The 17,820-nt window shown below is 50.2% G+C and carries 17 protein-coding genes; 6 read left to right on the top strand and 11 right to left on the bottom strand.

Annotated elements, in window-relative coordinates; genetic code table 11:
- Nucleotides 1–50: 50 nt before the first annotated feature.
- From ACO05Z_RS01075 to ACO05Z_RS01030, 10 genes are read right to left on the bottom strand one after another with little or no spacing between them, the layout of a single operon-like run.
- Nucleotides 51–929, bottom strand: coding sequence for a PDZ domain-containing protein (locus tag ACO05Z_RS01075; RefSeq protein WP_421899523.1), 879 nt, complete (start codon nt 927–929; stop codon nt 51–53).
- Nucleotides 930–932: 3 nt separating this feature from the next.
- The gene (gene gspM / locus ACO05Z_RS01070) at nt 933–2,480 is read right to left on the bottom strand and encodes a type II secretion system protein GspM (RefSeq protein ID WP_421899521.1); all 1,548 of its coding nucleotides are present in this window, start codon (nt 2,478–2,480) and stop codon (nt 933–935) included.
- Nucleotides 2,477–3,823: a PilN domain-containing protein gene (locus tag ACO05Z_RS01065; RefSeq protein WP_421899519.1), complete on the bottom strand. Its 1,347-nt coding sequence runs from the start codon at nt 3,821–3,823 to the stop codon at nt 2,477–2,479. Before ACO05Z_RS01065 ends, gspM begins: the two co-directional genes overlap by 4 nt.
- Before the next feature lie 13 nt (nt 3,824–3,836).
- Nucleotides 3,837–4,856, bottom strand: a complete 1,020-nt coding sequence (locus tag ACO05Z_RS01060) for a general secretion pathway protein GspK (protein WP_421899516.1) — start codon at nt 4,854–4,856, stop codon at nt 3,837–3,839.
- Nucleotides 4,857–4,860: 4 nt separating this feature from the next.
- Nucleotides 4,861–5,457: a PilW family protein gene (locus ACO05Z_RS01055; RefSeq protein ID WP_421899513.1), complete on the bottom strand. Its 597-nt coding sequence runs from the start codon at nt 5,455–5,457 to the stop codon at nt 4,861–4,863.
- Nucleotides 5,429–5,854 (bottom strand): type II secretion system major pseudopilin GspG, encoded by a 426-nt coding sequence (gene gspG, locus ACO05Z_RS01050; protein WP_421899511.1) that lies wholly within the window; start codon nt 5,852–5,854, stop codon nt 5,429–5,431. Before gspG ends, ACO05Z_RS01055 begins: the two co-directional genes overlap by 29 nt.
- On the bottom strand, nt 5,854–6,336 hold the full coding sequence (locus ACO05Z_RS01045; RefSeq protein WP_421899508.1) for a PDZ domain-containing protein: 483 nt from the start codon (nt 6,334–6,336) through the stop codon (nt 5,854–5,856). The genes gspG and ACO05Z_RS01045 overlap by 1 nt, the downstream gene beginning before the upstream one ends.
- Nucleotides 6,333–6,749: a type IV pilus modification PilV family protein gene (locus ACO05Z_RS01040; protein ID WP_421899506.1), complete on the bottom strand. Its 417-nt coding sequence runs from the start codon at nt 6,747–6,749 to the stop codon at nt 6,333–6,335. The genes ACO05Z_RS01045 and ACO05Z_RS01040 overlap by 4 nt, the downstream gene beginning before the upstream one ends.
- Nucleotides 6,739–7,227: a pilus assembly FimT family protein gene (locus tag ACO05Z_RS01035; RefSeq protein WP_421899503.1), complete on the bottom strand. Its 489-nt coding sequence runs from the start codon at nt 7,225–7,227 to the stop codon at nt 6,739–6,741. Before ACO05Z_RS01035 ends, ACO05Z_RS01040 begins: the two co-directional genes overlap by 11 nt.
- Before the next feature lie 14 nt (nt 7,228–7,241).
- Nucleotides 7,242–7,628 (bottom strand): hypothetical protein, encoded by a 387-nt coding sequence (locus ACO05Z_RS01030; protein WP_421899501.1) that lies wholly within the window; start codon nt 7,626–7,628, stop codon nt 7,242–7,244.
- A 235-nt stretch (nt 7,629–7,863) separates the two neighbouring features.
- On the opposite strand from ACO05Z_RS01030, the gene ACO05Z_RS01025 reads away from it, so the two are divergent.
- Nucleotides 7,864–9,783: a hypothetical protein gene (locus ACO05Z_RS01025; protein WP_421899498.1), complete on the top strand. Its 1,920-nt coding sequence runs from the start codon at nt 7,864–7,866 to the stop codon at nt 9,781–9,783.
- 207 nt (nt 9,784–9,990) lie between these two features.
- The gene (locus ACO05Z_RS01020) at nt 9,991–11,229 is read left to right on the top strand and encodes a hypothetical protein (protein ID WP_421899495.1); all 1,239 of its coding nucleotides are present in this window, start codon (nt 9,991–9,993) and stop codon (nt 11,227–11,229) included.
- 98 nt (nt 11,230–11,327) lie between these two features.
- On the opposite strand, the gene ACO05Z_RS01015 is transcribed toward ACO05Z_RS01020, so the two are convergent.
- Nucleotides 11,328–11,717 (bottom strand): PaaI family thioesterase, encoded by a 390-nt coding sequence (locus ACO05Z_RS01015; RefSeq protein WP_421899493.1) that lies wholly within the window; start codon nt 11,715–11,717, stop codon nt 11,328–11,330.
- A gap of 193 nt (nt 11,718–11,910) precedes the next feature.
- Here ACO05Z_RS01015 and ACO05Z_RS01010 point away from each other — a divergent pair, with 193 nt between their 5' ends.
- The 4 genes from ACO05Z_RS01010 to ACO05Z_RS00995 all read left to right on the top strand — a co-directional run bounded on the left by ACO05Z_RS01010 (nt 11,911) and on the right by ACO05Z_RS00995 (nt 17,792).
- Nucleotides 11,911–13,326: a sensor histidine kinase gene (locus tag ACO05Z_RS01010; RefSeq protein ID WP_421899491.1), complete on the top strand. Its 1,416-nt coding sequence runs from the start codon at nt 11,911–11,913 to the stop codon at nt 13,324–13,326.
- Nucleotides 13,323–14,660 carry a sigma-54-dependent transcriptional regulator gene (locus ACO05Z_RS01005; protein WP_421899489.1) on the top strand — a complete coding sequence of 446 codons (1,338 nt, stop codon included), beginning with the start codon at nt 13,323–13,325 and terminating at the stop codon, nt 14,658–14,660. The genes ACO05Z_RS01010 and ACO05Z_RS01005 overlap by 4 nt, the downstream gene beginning before the upstream one ends.
- Nucleotides 14,661–15,339: 679 nt before the next feature.
- Nucleotides 15,340–15,951 (top strand): hypothetical protein, encoded by a 612-nt coding sequence (locus ACO05Z_RS01000; RefSeq protein ID WP_421899487.1) that lies wholly within the window; start codon nt 15,340–15,342, stop codon nt 15,949–15,951.
- Between the two features lie 41 nt (nt 15,952–15,992).
- The gene (locus tag ACO05Z_RS00995; protein WP_421899484.1) at nt 15,993–17,792 is read left to right on the top strand and encodes an SLC13 family permease; all 1,800 of its coding nucleotides are present in this window, start codon (nt 15,993–15,995) and stop codon (nt 17,790–17,792) included.
- The last annotated feature ends 28 nt before the right edge of the window (nt 17,793–17,820 follow it).

Below are 17,820 nucleotides of genomic sequence, written 5' to 3'. Positions count from 1 at the left end.
TCTCTCGTCTTATATTTGCCTGAATGCGGGCCAGTCCGTTTTCCTGAGAATCAGGGAACCGTAATGTTCACATTCATGGGTTTTCCTTTGCGAATAATTGTCAGAAACACGTCCCTGCCGGTTTTACTTTTCAATCTCTCACTGACCTGCGCTATTGAACCGACAGGCCTGCCGGACACAGCCAAAAGCAAGTCTCCCTGCAGCAGTCCGCTATCCTTGCGCACCACGCGGGCCACTTTCAGTCCACGCCCTGAAGGGACTCCCATGTCTTTGCGCTCTATTTCAGTTAACGGAATAAGGTTCACACCCAAGCCCTTGATCGTTACTGTGCCGCCTTTACCTTCAGCATCCGCAGGAACTGCCAGAGTATAGGAGACCCCGGCTCGCTTAGTAATTCCGGCCTCGTTCAGCAGGCTGTCTGCCTGCTCATCCCAGACGGTAGTCATGGGCAGTGTGACATTCTGATCATTTCGGGCCAAGGTCACATGATTGGAAGCTATCTCCACAAGTATGCTCTCCCTGACCTTCTGCCCGAGAGAGACCAGAGTGCTTGCCCCGCCATTAATTCCACTGATTATAGCATAGGATTTGCCTGCTCCCGGCATGGTTGCCATAAGCGAGAGGCCGGAGACATCCGGTCCGGGAGGCAAAGTCGGTGCCATACGCTTGTAAGAGCGCTGCACCAGATTCAGCTGACCGTATTGAAAAATATGGTGCCGCTTAGTGGTGAAAAAGGAATAATAGGGATAGCTTAGCGGATCAGGAGGCGGAAGATCACGAGTGGCATCCACGTAATTCACAGCTCTGGGATGCGGCTCGGGCAGGGAAAAAATGACCAACGCACCAAGCAGGGTCAGGGCCGCGACAATTAGTGCCAATCGGGTAAAAGCGTCCGCCGCAGTCTTATGTAAATATTTTTCCATGACCATGGCTTAGCCCCCTGCCCCTTGCGTAGAGTTTACATGCCCAGTGCAATTGTACACTTTGCGGGCATAGCGCCAATCAAGGACATCTGCCTTGGGAACAACCACTTCGTATCCAAGCTCCTGCTTAAAAAAATTCTCATATTTCCTGAAATACTCATCCATGGTGTTGTTCACTTCCGGCTCGGTGCAAAAATAAATCCGTGCCTTATCCGGGGTCAGGAAGCGAACCTTCTTCATCACCCTGTTGATGGTTTTCTCCGAAACACCTTGCGGGTTATTGGCACTCAGGAACTGCACGGCCTCGTCCGGGTTATTCATCCACCAGTGCACGGCACGCGCATAGCCGCTTATGAGAGTCTCAACCGCCTTGCCATTACCTGGCAAGGCATCTTCGCGCAGGACCAAGAACTGCAGACTCCAGTTATCCACCTCTTCCGGACCTGCCACAGGTCTGGCAATACGCAATTTCTGCAACCTGCTGACATAGGGTTCAAAGGTTACCCCCACTTCAATAAGTCCGGCTCTTAAACTTTGGGCCACGATATCACGCGACATATCGCTCACCGTAACGTCCGAGAGCGACATGCCGTTCTTCTTGAGGATGTCATACAGATAATAGTGCGCTGACCCGCCAGTCTGCACAAAGACCGTCTTCCCACGCAGGTCTTTAACGGATTTGACAGGGGAACTACCCGCTACCATCAAAGCGTCTCCGGCCTTGAACTGCGCCAAGGGAGCTACTATGCGCAGGTCCACGCCTCTGGTCAGAAGCTGGACAAGTTCCAGGGCATGGGTGGCTGTACCGTCGATTTCTCCGGCATACAATTTTTCAAAATTTGTTTTTTCATGTTCCGAAAAATAACACTCAATACGCGTGCTGTTTGAATGCAACCAGCCTTTGTGACGGGCGATTTCAAAAGGAGCATATCCGATCCACGGCGGCATTGAGAGCACAAGACTGAATGCGTGTTCCGGAAGCTTGGAATCAACCTTGGCAGGAATGGAATACTTGCTGACCACCAAACCACCCTGCATAGCCCCGCTCTTGCCAGTCAGTGAGATCTCCGAAACAACAAATACCTGCGGAGAGGTCTCCAAATAATAAATGAACTTCTCAATGGCAGTAAAAGAACCGCTGAAAGTCACATCCATGGGCTGGCTGCTGAGAAAACCATTCGCTTTTTGCGACAATGGACGCATTTCCTTGATGACCACTCCGGTTATGGACGCATAATCCCGGATTTCATTATAAATATCCGAAGCGCTCCAATCCCTGCGGTCTACAAGGTCCAACTGCCGTTTAAGGGATTCATACTCCCCCTTAACCTGACGCAACTTGGCTTCCCGGTCCGGCAAAACCATAGCCTTGGGTGTGTTGAACTGGATCTCATGCTGCAAGTCGGCCTGTTCTTGAACCGTGGTTTCATACATACTGCCGAGAGGAGCCAGAATGCCCATATAGAGCACCACGGAAAGCAAAAAAACAATGCATATGCCCAAAGCACGGCGATCACGCGGATCAAGTTTGTTCCAAGAGGCAAGCAGAGCGTTCATTGCGTTTCCCCCTGCTTTTTCTTGGGCTTGAAAAAACGCTGCCAAGCCGGGAAATCAAGCTCGACCACAAAACGGAATCCTTGCCCGCGATCAAGTTTGCTCATGGAAGCAAGCACGGCATTGGAAAAAATCTCTGTACTGCTCAAATTTTCCAGCAGGGCCATGAGGCTGATTTCACTTTTTGCCTCCCCCTGCAGGGTGATCTTGCCGGATTGATCAAGGCGCATGGTGTCCAACTTGACCTGAGCCGGAACTGAATTCCCAAGATCACGGAATACGTGTGAAACAAAAGGCTTCTTCACCGTATACTTGAGAATATCATTGTTGCGGCGCACATATTCCCGGATCTCCATTGTCACCAGATCCGTACGCTTAGCCAGAAAGAGAATCTTGTGCGCTTCCTGTTTAAGAACCTCGGCATCCTGAGTGTTCAAATGGATCACGGAAAAGAAAAGCAAGAGGCAGCCAGCAATGGCTCCGACAATAGCCAAGCCCGGACGCAGGTAATCCTTTGGTGCAAGGGGAATACGCTCCCACTCTTCCAGACTTTCATGAAACGAGCCTTTAATGCGGTTCATACGCAGCAGGGGCAGAAATTCCTCATAAGACCGGACACTCTCCAGCGGGATACCGGGCAGTACCTTTTCGATCAGCTCTATGAAACCATCCTGCTCCCCTGCCCCTTCGGGAGGAATCCAAAGCAGCACCTTTTCCGGCTTTGGCTTTTCATCCGCTTCAAGTTGCGCAAGCACCACGCCCAGCGCACTAGCCAAGGAGGGTCCCTTATCCGGAACCACCTCCCAGATCACGGGAGTTTTTTTGTAAATGCAGCACAGACGGGTTTCCCCATTTTCGCGGGACACAAGCAGGGTCGGACCGGAGTCCTTCAAGTCGAATTCAGGCAGCACAATAGATGTGACCTGAAACCCCATATCCCTTGCTGTTTCCAGACACCTGTGAAGAAACTCATTGGATATCCAGCCGAGAGTTGCATTCAACCCTTTGTCACCGTTGTAACAGCGAATTTCCCTGCCTCCGGTCTCAGGGGAACGGAACAAACGCTGAACGGACTCAGTTTCCAGATCTGCCACTGCATCCTTCTGCTCTTTGACCGGATTAGGGGTACGGCATAAGGCCACCATGGCCGAAGGAAGCACTATGGCACAGGGACGGGGCTTATTAGCTTCAGGAAGTTGTGATAAAGGATGCCAGAGCTTGTCCTTGAGAGAGTATTCAAGCGAAGCTGTGCAATTGCCCTGCACGTCAAACGCCAAGGCTATCCGTGAGTTCTTCCCCAAGGGACAGGGCAGAGGGATCATTTTGCACAACTTCTTTAAATTCATAGAACAACCCCGTTTATATTCGTGGCAGGGATTCTGACTCCCAGCGGGTGAAACGCAATTGATCCTTATCCACACTGACTCTGGCTGTGATCCGTTCTACATGCCTTCCCGGAGCAAATCCGGCCAGACAGGTCATGCTGAAATTCTTGGACTGCACAGTCAAAAACGGTTCCACATGCGAACTCTGAGAAGAGGCAGCCAAGGTACTGATCGCCGCAGCCACCGATGCAAAACCTTTCCAGCCGGAAAGGCGGTAGGCCAGCAGACTCTGCACCTGCCCGGTGGTAAATCCCACGGCATGCAACACTTCTTTCCCGGCGGTATTAATATTAACCTTGCCCGACGAAAAACAGGTCAGATAAGGGGCTATACCGCCTGTTCCAGAAGAACCGTACAGGATATCACTGGTCATTCCCTTTACTTTCAGTAATTCATCCAGACTGCGAATCGGTCCGTCGACCAGCCCCTTGGCCATAGCCACGGACGCGGGAACATCCTTGCCCTTCTTGCCGTGCTTCTTGGTCCGAAAAATAATAATGTTTGAAGCCAGCACGTTGGAGACGTTAGGAAAGCCCTGCAACTGGGCCATGGTGGCAACATTGATGTTCAGCCGAGATTCCTCATCAATCAGGCCATACTGTAATAAAACAGTTTTCTTGCTTTCCTTTGAGTCTTTGCCTGCCTTGTGTTTTTTCACAGCCCCCGGATCAGGACGGACAATGGAGTAATATCCCGGACCGAACTTGATATCCTTATACAAGGTATCCCCGGAAAACCACTTATCTGTGATGCTATGCACCGGGTCGCGGGCATGTTCCCTGATGATGCCTGCCGCCTGATGGACCCCGCCGCGCGCCAGATTGTAAGCCCGCCGATCCTGACTGCTCCAGCTTTCCACCTTTGTTTCGCATACAGCCTCATAAGAAAACGAAGCCGCCATAACACCCAGAATGGCCATAATCCACAGCGTGATCACCAGAGCAAAACCCTGCTGTTCTGAAAGCTGTTTTTGTCCGGGCACATTCTTAAGCATTATTTCAACCTGCCTTCTGCTGTGGTGTTACTTCCAATAAAATCTGTGAACGATAAACACTCCGCCGCGAGACTCCTTCCTTGAAATCCAAGACCAACCCGATCATTCCCGGCCCGGCTACAGCCGCTGTTGTACTCGCTCCTGTGGTGCTGCCATGTCCCCTGCTGCTGAGCTTGAAACGGATTTCAACCACTCCGGAACAAAGCTCCATCTTTGAGTCCGGTTTTCCTTTTGCCGGCTTACCTTTTTTATCCTTGCGCTGTTCCCGCCAGAGAGTGCTGTCCTTCAACACATAACGAACCCAAATCCGTTTTCCCTTTTCATCCAGAATTGGGAACTGGCATTTTGTCTGCTGACAGCTGATATCCGCAGCCGAGCACAATGGGTCCAGATTGCGGACATCCCTGCCGAGCATACTGAAGGCGTAAGATGCTGAACGCATGGGCGAGAGTACTGCCTGCGCCCCCCTTTCCACCCGCGTGGCTGTGACAAAGATTGAGTAAACCGCAGTCAATACCACCGAGCCGACTGTGATTGCCACCAGCAACTCGAGAAGGGTGAAACCGCCCTCGTCAGTAGTTGGTGATGTCCGCGTTATCACCAGTTCCTCCGGGCTTGCCGTCCTTGCCGTAGCTGAGTAGGTCAAAATCCGGGCTGTGCTTGCCGGGAGAGGTGTACACATACGGATTGTTCCACGGATCCTTGGGAATGGTATTCTTGCTCATGTACGGACCATGCCAGTTCTCCGGGACAGGCGGCGTGGTAGGTTTCACCACCAAGGCATTAAGTCCCTGCTGGGTACTGGGGAAATTCCCGGTATCAAGCTGGTAACTTTGCAGGGCCATGGAGAAATCCTCTATCTGGGCCTTGGCCGCCGCAACCTTGGCCTCATCGGTCTTACCGAAGAACCTCGGGGCCACAATGGCCGCAAGCACGCCGATAATCACGATGACCACCAACATCTCAATAAGTGTGAAACCGCGTCTTCCTTTACGCATCAAGAGGCCTCCCCAAGTGTAGTTTTGACTGCCTTGGTGACCGGGACGTCAGCAGGCAGATAAATTCCCAATTTGACGACTTTGCCGTTTCTGAACAGGGTCAGGGCAACATTATTCCCCGGACGCTTGCGTTGCATGATGAAAGTTGAATCCCGCATACCCTGCACCGCAATCCCATCAATTTCCAAAAGGATATCTCCGGGCAAAACCCCGCCTTTTTGCGCCGGACTGCCCGGTTTGCAATCCATTACCAGCAAGGCACGATCCTGATCCTTGTTGGTTTCCTCCTTCCCTTCCATCTCAACGACATGCAGCTCCTTCTGGACAACCTTGAGCTTTAGGCCAAGCAATGGCCGGGACATGGGCTGGTAGCCGATATCAATGGGGTCCGCCTTCAACTGACAACCTGCCAGAACCCCGCCTAAGAGAAATAAAAACAGGATTCTGGAAAAGAACATTTTCAAGTGTAGCACTGGTCTCATTTTTTCTTATCCTTTGTCTGGGTTTTACTCTGCGCAGGCAGGGTCTGCTCAACCTGTGCAGTCTCCAGAACATATTCATGTTCCCGGCCTTCCGTGAAAAAGAGCACCGTGACCTTAACCCGGCTTACACCCGGATAATCTTCCTCTTTTTTACTGACGATTTTCCATCTTCCGTGAGGCAGGGTTTCACATTTACCGGAAGTGATGTCCGGCTTGATATTTCCCTGATTAAGGAAAGAAGCCAGCCGCATTTCAGCCTCCATGCCGGCCCGCTCGTAACCTTCCACCTGCGACAGGGAAGCTGTGGCCTGTGAGTAAACTCCGGCCACTGCAACCAGCCCGATAGACAGAATAGCCATGGCAACCATGACCTCCAGCAGGGTAAAACCGCAGTTGCAAGGCTTAGCGCACATATACACCCCCATCAGCTCCGGCGACTATCAGGTTCAAGCTTTCCTTCTTCTCGGAAACCAGCTTGAAACGGGCAGGAGAGGCTGTCCCCCGAGGATAAAAAATTATACGCATTTCATGACCGGAAACAGATTTACCCCGAAGCTCCATATCTTCCACAGCCACCCTTTCCGGCAATGAGGTCAGGGTCAGGATTTTGCCCTTGTCCCCGCTCAATAGTTTCAGGTTCCGAGTTTCCTGATTGATGACCACGATATGCTGCTTACCGGTATCGGCAGCCCTGAACCGGGCCGAGGTAGCAATAGCCCCGAGATCGGAAACAGCGGCACGCAGGGAATTACTCAGCAACTGATCACCAAGGCGCGGCAGGAGAACAGCCATGACAATGGACATGATGACCATGACCACTATGAGCTCCAGCAGAGTAAACCCGTTTTGCACAGGTTCATGTTTCAAATTATTATGAGGCTGAAAATCCATATGCGCTCCCCGGTTTATTTGGACTCAGGAGCAATTCTACGCTTCAGGATATACCCGACATCTGGGGAATAGGTGACAAGTTCCCAGCCCTGTTTACCCAATGGGGCGAGGTTGGGTTTATACGGATCAAATCCGGAATTTTCGAGGACATTGGGGACCAGAATCTTGTATTCCCATTTAGCATTGGCAAAGGCATCCAGCTTGGCTTCGATTCTGGCAAGGTCGTCATGCAGGGCCTGCAAGGGAGCAAGCAGTTCGCTGACATTTTCCCCGCTAGCGGCAGTGGACTCGGAGGACTGAGCCAGACAAAGTCCGCCCAGACAGAACAGTATAACGGCACATAGACCGATAGTTAAAACAGAAAAAATAAAATTGGACTTGAATCCGCGTTCACATTTCACTGTTGCCCCCCATTTTAGAGTCCTACCTTATTTTATAGGGGGTTAAACATTTTTTGTCCACAGACATCTAAATTTAATGGATCACTTCACACAATTAATCAGCTTATTCCGCCCCTGAAATTAGGCGCAGGACAGAATGAAAATTTATCTGTGCCTTGACGCAAAGATAGTGGTATAGTTCTAGGATAGTGTTCTGTGTTTTCTGCCTTACCACAATCCAGCTGAGGGGGACCGTATGCAAACTAAAGGAATAAAAACGACAAAATTTGTTCTAGCAACCTGCCTTTTAATCCTTTCCTGCCTTTGCCACGCAGCTTGGGCTGACAGCAGCCAGTATCTCTGTCAGGATTCCGGGGACAGCAGCTGCACAGGGATCACCATGGCCTTAGGACCATGCGGCACCCAGAACTGGATCAGCACGGTCACCTATTCCGTTGTAAACGGAAATTCTTCTCAAGAAGTTTTTTCAGTAAATAATAAAAACGCCAGTGCCGGCGCAGTCACCAAATACATGAAGCATGGGGTCTGGAAAGTGGATGTGGAAAATGACCACTTTAACCAGAAACTCAGCACCTATATCGAAGTCACCTCTACCGGATGGCAATTTGCACACGGATGCAACAAGACATCGCTCAATCCTGGATGCGAGGCAGCCATGCTCTTCCCCACCCCCGGAACGAACCTCAGTCCGGGCTGCCAGATGACCAAATACACCCCGCCTGACCCGACACCTTCGGGAGGCCAATGTGGAGACAATACCAAAACTACCGCTTGGCAGAAACGTATCACCATTCACAACAACTGCATGGATGACGCCTATATCGTGCTAACTCCCCCTACTGCATCAGACAAACAGCACTTCTACAATGCCAAGCTCTGGAACAAGACAGCAGAGCTGGCCCAAATGGATAAGATGTATGCCAACCCCCAGAACAGGACCTCTGCCCTATTGTTCCGCAAAAAAATCACTTTCGGTGAGAGCATGGATATCTCTGTGCCTGACGGCGGAATTGCCTCGGCAAACTTCGGAGTTTTACTCGGCTGCGAACAGCCCCCTTCCGAAGGAGACTGGCCCGGGAACTGCGTCATCGGCGGAGTACCGGGACATGCAAGTTCCGGCGTGGGAACCGTTTTCGAATACTCAGCAGGATGCACATACACCGGAGCGGATAGAAACAAGTGTACTGTCAATCCTTCTGACGGCACGTGCATGGGTTCCACAGATTACTTTGACCTAAGCATGGTTTCCGGATTCAACGTGCCCATGTCCATGGAACTCACAGACAATGGCAACGACTGCAATTTCACGGAAATGTCCGCAGTGGCAGACCTTTATGACTGCCCCATGGAAGACCAGAACACCATAGCAGGGAACTCCACCCTGTACACGAATAAACAACTTGACGCCGGAATCGGCCTTCAGGTTTCCAATACCAAGAGAGGCCGGGCAGGCTGCATGGCCCCGGAACAATGGCTTGAACCTCCGGGAGGTCAGGATCCTTACAAAAACACCGATACACATGCGGCCAGTGCCGGGATAACCACAGACCCGCCAAACATCTCAGACTGGTATGCCTGTAATGTCATGAAAGCCAAAGGTGCTGACAAAGACCCGGAAAACTGCCTCACGCCCGGTTGCGGCGGCCCGCAATGCGCGGTCGGTCCCCTCGGAACCCCCGGAGTCTATGACATGGTTTCCCTCTCAAAGGGTAAGGGTAAGCCCTACACCAACTACGTAAAATACCTGAAGGCTATCGGCTCGGATGCCTATGCATGGCAGTTCAATGATGACGCCTCAACCGCCATCTGCCAAAAGGCAGGAGCAACCGTGAAAGTCACCCTTTGTCCCGGTCCTCCCGAGCAGCAACCGTACAAAAAACAAAAATGGGCTTTCTCCAACAACAAGTGCCGTCCTGATGCAGATAACGGATCGTATCCCACTCTCCTTGCCTGCATGAAAGACAACTTCGACTACAGCTGCCAGAAGGAAGAAGTGAAAAAACTGAATGCCAAAACCGGAGCAGCAACTACCGCCCAGCTTAACTACTGCAAGCCGGTACCCAAGGGACAGGGTGTACACTATGATGTCTGCATGAAAAACAATTCCCAATATTGCCAGCAGACAGGAAAGACGCCAGCGAGTTCCAAAAAATAAGCAGGATACCGGCTGGCGGGAGTTTTATGTCTTCGCCAGTCGGGCTATATAACTGTCAAAAAAAGGATTGTTATGAAAATCGGAAAAATGATGAATTTACATGCCTTTTCAGGAACTTGCGCACTCCTTGCTTTTTTTTTCCTTGCCGCCTCTCCTGCCGTCTCGCGGGCAGCGGATAGGGCAGGCGTTTTAATACAGGCGGCAGGTTTGATTGATGGTGAGTGCCTTGCCAATGCCACGGACTGCGTTACTTTTCATGTTGCCGCAACACAGAGGTGCAAACATACGGTAGCGGTTGACAATAAAACTTTCTATGACAATATGAATGCTACTTTCAGCCCCTTGGTAGACGGCAAAACTTTTGGAAAGGGTCTTACATACACTCAAAATAAAACAACAGGTTTCGGACACGTACATCTTCCTGTTAACTCCATATGGAGAGTAAACCTTATTGATATGTCCTTCACTGACAAACCTTTCTATTGTGTTGTCAAGACGACTAAAGACGGCTGGGAATATGCCAAAGGATGCCAGCAAGTTTCCAATAATGAGAACTGCACCGGCTGCAGATATATGAACGCTCAAGATGCAAGAACAGGAAATCAACACGCAATGTTTTCTGTCGGATGCACTCCCGGCCCTAACTATGGGGTAGCCGGATACGGGCATGCCTATCTGCTGGACTATAAAAACGGCAACTTTCTTTTCAGAGGCCCCCAGCCCGGAAAAACAGTAAACGGAAATTGGACCTTCGATGCGAAAGGGCTGATCAACACCATGAATTCAAGGGCGAATTCCCAGCTGAAAAAAGCTCTGCCTGACTCCTTCCATCTTATCGACATCAGTCTTATCAGCAACGTAAGCTCCAAGGAGGCCTTAGACTCCGAGATCAGCTACTTTAAAGGCAATCCCAGCACTCCTATAGCGCATGCCTATACCCCCAGCAACAGCACCGGAGTTAAGGTCAATGTGGGTGGAACCCAGTTCACAGGGCAGCTCCTGTGGTGGAACATGTTGGGCGGGGAGACTGGAGCAACTGATAGTGATCTCAACGGACTTGTCAACGAAGTTACTAGAATAATGAACAAAAAGTTCAGTGTTCCTCGCGTGATATACCTGCATTGCAGCGCAGGAGAAGACCGGACAGGCGAAGTTGCTATCTCCTATCTGTTGAATAACAGAATGAAAAAAAACACTAATGCGGCCTATGTCTACGGGACAACCATTTTCACAGACCCGACAAACGGAAAGCTAGGCCGTACAACACCTAAAAACCCTGTCGATAACTTTTTCGAGGGAGTTAAATGGTACTGCGCTCAAAACTCAAGCAGGAGTTGCGATTTCTCAGATACAACTACCGTTCCCGGAGATCAGGAAGGGACCTGCCTGTATCCCTGGAGCAAAGACAAAGAACCAAATGCCTGCGTATGGGCAGGACAGAATTAAAGTAAAACCCATTTGCTGAAACGTGAAAGAACAAAGAGTAAGCCCCTGCAATGAATACATTGCAGGGGCTTTTAACGCTAATTTATTTTCCAATAAAACTATGCACCGGCCAGAACATGTTCCTTGGTGACAAAACAGGTAAAAGTGCCGCTGAAAACCACCTCGTCGTTGCAGGAGACATCCACTTTAATAATATGCTTACGGCCGTCTTTTTCCTGCTCGCAAGCCTTGGCAATAAGCACATCACCAACCTGTGAAGGCTTCAGAAAACGGCTTTCTGCGCCAGCCAGCACAACATTTGGGTGATTAACAGACAGCATCGCCGCATAATCCGCCATACCGAAAATAAAACCGCCATGGACCAGACCACTCGCATCGGCAGACATATTGGGAGTACATTCCAAACGAACTTCGCTGCCACCTTCAAACACTGAAACAGGCTCGCCGCACAGTGACCTGTCTATCTGCTCATGTGTATTAATATCCATAATTTTCTCCATGTAATCATTGCAAATTCACTTTTATAAAAAACGGTAATCACCGCCTTTTCTGAATCTAATATATGATAACGCCCGAGATTTCGATGATTACATCCCAAGCACACCCACAACTCACAATTGCCATTTGAGTCCAGTAGTCGTAGGTTTACAGCCGCTGCTGAATGAAACAAGAGGTACAACTGTGCTTAAACTGAATATTCGCCAGAAAATCATCATCGGAATCATCATTTTTTCGATCTGCTTCGGCTGTCTGGGCTTGCTTTCCTATGTTAACACCCTGCAACTTGAAAACGAAGTCCTGCTGATTGAACGTAGTGACGATTTGAGTAACCTCATTCTTGAAGTCCGCCGCACGGAAAAGAACTACCTTCTATATCATGACCCCGCCCTATTCTCGCTTGGCCTTGACTACCTTAAACGGACAGACAACCTGTTGCTGGAACTTATGGAAGAGTTCAGCAAACTTGAAAAAATACAAAGCGGAAAAAAGCTGAAAACAAACCTGACCAAATACCGGGAACTGATACAGCAACTTGAAACGACCTCAAAAATCCCCTTAAACCGAAACAAAGACCTGAACAATCAGCTTCGTGAAACCGGACAGGCCATGGTAGGCCTTTCCAAAGCCATCTCAAATTTCGAACGTAGCTATATCCTCAGCATCAACCGCGAACTACGCTCCAACCTTGCCTTGTCCATGATCGGTATTGCCGGGGTAATCATGGCTCTTGTAGTTTTTTTCAGCTCCAATATCCTCAAACCTCTCCGCGAGGTACAGGAAGCCACCCGTCGAATCTCGGAAGGGACATTCAAGCCCCTGCCGATCAAAAATTCCCATGATGAAATCCAACAGGTCTTTGCCGCCCTGAACTCCATGGTCGAGCAGTTGATCAAACGTCGCCGCCAGCTGGTGCAGGCCCAAAAACTTTCATCCATCGGCACACTCTCTTCAGGTATTGCCCACCAGCTGAACAACCCCCTGAACAACATTTCCACCTCCTGCCAGATCCTTGAGGAACGGCAAAAAGGTCAGGATGATTTTTCTGACCGGATGATGCACAACATTATGCAGGAAACCCTGCGCGCGCGGGATATTGTCAAAGGTTTGCTGGAATTCTCCCGGGAGAGTGGATATTCACCGGGTCCGGTTGAACTTGGTAAGGTTATGAAATCAGCTATGGATCTCGTATCCAGTCAGGTTCCAGCCAATGTTACCCTCGACATGGAAATCCCTGAACACATCATTGTTCATGCCGACCAGCACAAAATACAGGAAGCATTCATCAACCTGCTCATCAATGCCGTGCAGGCCATCGGAGCCGACCCCGGTTCAATAACTGTCACAGCTTTTATGGATCAGGAAAGTACTGTTATCCGGGTAAATGACACCGGACAGGGTATGGACCCGGAAACCATGGAACGTATCTTTGATCCCTTCTTCTCTACCAAGGAAGTCGGGCAGGGAACCGGGCTGGGGCTGTACATCGTATACGGAATCATAGAAAAGCATCAAGGCAGCATCAGAACAGAAAGCAGCCCGGGAGAAGGCACCAGTTTTTACATCACCCTGCCGCTCCATAAGGAACATAAAATATGATCAACCACGCCAATATCCTCATCGTTGAAGACGAAACCATTGCACGGGACAACCTGACCCACGTTATGACAGAGGCAGGCCACACGGTCATTGCAGTAGGTTCAGGAACAGAAGCCCTGCAAAAAATCGGAAAGCAGGAATTCGAGCTGGTACTGACCGACCTTATGCTTCCGGGCATGAACGGTATCGAACTGCTGGAACACATTAAGGAAATACAGCCTGCAACACAAGTGATAGTCATCACCGGACATGCCACAGTTGATACAGCGGTTGTCGCCATGCAGAAAGGGGCCCACTCCTACATCGCCAAGCCGCTTAATCTGGATGAACTGCGCGCACAGGTTCACAACGCCTTAGAACGGCAGGCTCTCTCTGTAGAAGTCCTACGCTTGCGGCAAGTCCTTGAGGAAGGAAAGCAAGACTTCCCCTTAGTGGGCCAAAGTGACCAGATCATCAAGCTTAAAAAGACTATCGAACAATTGGCGCACATGGACTGTAACGTCCTCATCCAAGGTGAAACCGGAACAGGTAAAGAGCTCATAGCCCGCGGGATTCATATGTTAAGCCCCCGTTCGCAGGAACGGTTCATGGCCATAAACTGCGGGACATTCACAGCGGAACTCATGGACAAGGAACTTTTCGGACATGAGCGGGAAGCCTTTACCGGAGCACAACGCGGACAAAAAGGGATACTGGAAGTAGCCAACGGTGGCACAGTCTTTTTCGATGAAATGAGCGAACTGCCCCTGAACATGCAGGTCAAGCTTCTACGGGTACTGCAGGAAAGAAACTTCCTGCGGGTTGGCGGGACTCAGGAAATACCCGTTGATATCCGGGTCGTGTCCGCAACCAACTGCGACCTGAAAGAAGAAGTGGAGAAAGGGACCTTCAGGCAGGACCTGTTCTATCGTTTGAATGTGGTAACTCTTTCAGCACCGCCGCTTCGTGAACACCGTGAGGATATCCCGGTTCTGATCGGCCACTTTCTGGAAAAGCACCGCACAGAAACCCAGTCCATCGAAACCATTTCACAGGAAACACTTGATATCCTGATGAATTATTCTTTTCCCGGTAATGTCCGTGAACTTGAAAATATTTCCCAGCGGGCACTGGCTCTGGCCCGGGGCACCATTTTCTCCCCGGATCTTTTACCTGAAGAAATCCGCAATATTGACCGCAGTAAACCGCTGCGTACTCTTGAGGAGGTTGAACGGGACCATATTGAAAAGGTCATGCTGGCAACCAATGGAAACAAGACTCAGGCTGCAAAAATTCTCGGCATTGACCGTGTTTCCCTGTGGCGCAAGATAAAGCGGCACGGACTGGAAAAATAGATTTAATTCAAATCTATTTCCAGAGCATCTTGAATAATGGCAGGAAGGTCGGCTGATTCCACCCCTCTGCAGATAACATCAGCCACACTTTCAGTTACGTTCTCCAGTCCGGCATGGGTATCATTTAATTCTCTTCAGAGCGCGTGTTCTCAGCACTCTTCCTGCCAAAACACTTTAGAATATCCTCCGGACAATACACAACACAGTCATAAATACCGGATTCCCATGCACAAGACATCCACGCATATTATCTACTTAATATCATTAAAATATAGCCCTGTTAATGTTGCATGTTGAAACAACAGGGAACTAATCTGTACTATTTTGCACAAGCGACACCAAAAACACGCTAAGCACCTAAAATACAGGTTCTAATAGTTTTCAAGCTGACGGTCCCTCCCGGAAAAGCGATACGTCCACACTGTCCCACATCAAACGAATCTCCTTAGCCGTTGCAAATAGCAACATATCATTTCTCCCGATTTCAGGTCCTTCCCATCCAAATCTCCAGCTCCGCCTAAAAAAATGTTGCAGATAGCAACAACAGCAAAAACACTCTCAAACCACGCCTTACATAACCATACGTATTTTAAATACTTATAGCTCAAAAAAACCTTGGCATGGATATTGATTTACGGGGAGCAAATTCAAAGGAAGGAAACAACAATCAGGAGGCACCATGACCACAGAACAAGGTTTTTTCAGTCTTATGGAACGCTTTTATGCAACAAAGGCGGCGAATCAATGCAACACCTGTAATGTTGGTGCGTGGGCCATCAACCGGGATCAGACGTTGGCTGAGCCCAAAGAGAGGGAGGTTTTCTTGATCACTTTATTCAACCGACTTTTATCCGGGAACGGGAAAACAGACGTTGCCCAAGAGGATAATAACGAACTGGTAAATGACCTTTCTGAATGTACCTGCTCAGGTGGCAAAATTCTTGTAGTAAGCAAAGGCGCCGCCTTTTCCGGTAGCGTTGTTAATTACGCAGTTGAAATGGCTGCCAGAACCAAAAGCAGCCTGATCGCCCTGAATCTGGATGAACTGGGTTCCAACTTCACCGATTTCTGTTCCCAATCCCAAGAGAATATCTCTCATTTCTCAACAAAAGCAGAAGAAGCAGGTCTCTGCTTCGCGCACCTTGTAAAGCAGGGGGCCGAAGATTCTGTTGTGGCTGAACTCCACAATCAGGACGAAGAACTGCGCTATGTAATGGAAGACGTTGTGCGCAACCCAAATGCAGGGCCAACTATTCCGGTATACACGCGAGCGACACTTAGAGTCGGGTAATTCCGGATTTTATTGCTGTTTCAGATATTAAAGGAATACTTATGACTCCAGAAATTCTTCTAGTAATGGCAGTACTGGCCTTTGCGGTGCTGCTTTTCATATTCGAATGGGTGAGGGTCGACGTAGTCGGCATCATCATGATGGTTTTGCTGCCCCTGCTCGGACTTGTTACTCCAAAACAAGCCATCAGCGGATTAAGCAGTAATGCTGTCGTCTCCATCATCGCGGTTATTATCATCGGAGCCGGACTGGACAAGACCGGCGTAATGAACTCCCTTGCCCGGGTTATCCTCAGATTTGCCGGAAAAAGCGAAACCCGGATCATGTCCCTCATAGCCGGGACCGTGGCCATTATTTCCGGCTTTATGCAGAACATCGGGGCCGCCGCCCTGTTCCTGCCCGCAGCCAAACGTATCGGGAACCAGACCGGAGTCCCGGTGGGCAGGCTGCTTATGCCCATGGGCTTCTGCGCCATTATCGGCGGCTGCCTGACCCTTGTCGGCTCCAGTCCGCTGATCCTGCTCAACGATCTCATGGTCGTAGGCGGCAAGCATTACGAGCATTTCGGGATGTTCGGGGTAACTCCCATCGGTATCTGCCTGCTCGTTGCCGCATTAGTCTATTTCATCATTATGGGACGTTTCATCCTGCCCAGCAAAAACGTGGACGAAACCTCAGGTCCCATGTCGGAACTGCTCTCCAACACTTACGGCGGCATCGGCTCCTTATATGAAGTCCATGTCCCGGAGACATGGGACTGCGATCACGACCTGATGAACCTTGAACTGCGGCCCATATATTTTTCAACCATTGTTGCCATTGCCCGCGAACGGGGCAAGAACCACAAGATCGCCCCGGATGCACAGGAAGTGATCCTGCCCGGAGACCATCTTGCAGTGGTCGGCCCCATTGAATCTGTGCAACGTATGGCGGCAGACTACGGCTGGTCTCTCAAGGAGGACCTTGAAACCTTTGCCGAAGAACTTTCACCTAACAATGCCGGACTAATGGAAGGTATCATTACTCCCCGCTCCGAGCTTGTTGGCGAAACCCTGCGTACACTGGGCATCCGTAATCGCTTCCAAGTTTCCCCGGTGGCAATTTTCCGAGGTGAAAAGCTTTTTATCAGCGGTTTGACCGACCTGCGCCTTGAATCGGGTGACGCCCTGCTGCTGCATGGCCGCTGGGAAATGTTCCACATGCTCAAGGACCGCCCGGACTTTGTTTTCACCGAAGAAGTAAAGGGAGAAATTCTGCGCACTGAAAAGGCCAAGCTGGCCCTCATGTGGCTGGCGGTTTCCCTGTTCATGATACTCGGCCTGCATATCCAGCTTTCCATTGCCCTGCTCACCGGAGCACTAGGCATGATCCTGACCAAAGTACTGAGCATTGATGAGGCCTACCAGTCCGTGGACTGGATGACCGTATTTCTGCTCGGCGGCCTGATTCCGCTGGGTATGGCCTTTGAAAATACCGGGGCCGCAAAATACATTGCCGACACCATCATGGCTGCACTGGGACACCCCTCAACTCTGGTCCTGCTGACTGTAATCGGAGCGCTGACCTCGTTCTTCACTCTGGTGGCCTCAAACGTGGGCGCAACAGTCCTGCTGGTGCCCCTATCCATGAACATGGCCCTCAATGCCGGGGTCGATCCGCGTATCGCAGCCCTGACCGTGGCTGTAGCTGCTTCGAATACTTTCGTTCTGCCCACACATCAGGTCAACGCCCTGATCATGCGTCCCGGAGGATACAAAACAATCGACTACGTCCGTGCCGGGACCGGTATGACCATTCTCTATATGGCCGTCATGATCTCCGCTCTGATGTTACTTTATTAGCGGTAAATTTTATATCTAAAGGCCTTAT

This window comes from Maridesulfovibrio sp. (assembly GCF_965230075.1).
Taxonomy (GTDB): domain Bacteria; phylum Desulfobacterota; class Desulfovibrionia; order Desulfovibrionales; family Desulfovibrionaceae; genus Maridesulfovibrio.
The sequence above is the reverse complement of the archived record's forward strand: the minus strand, read 5'-3'. Positions and strand labels throughout refer to the sequence as shown.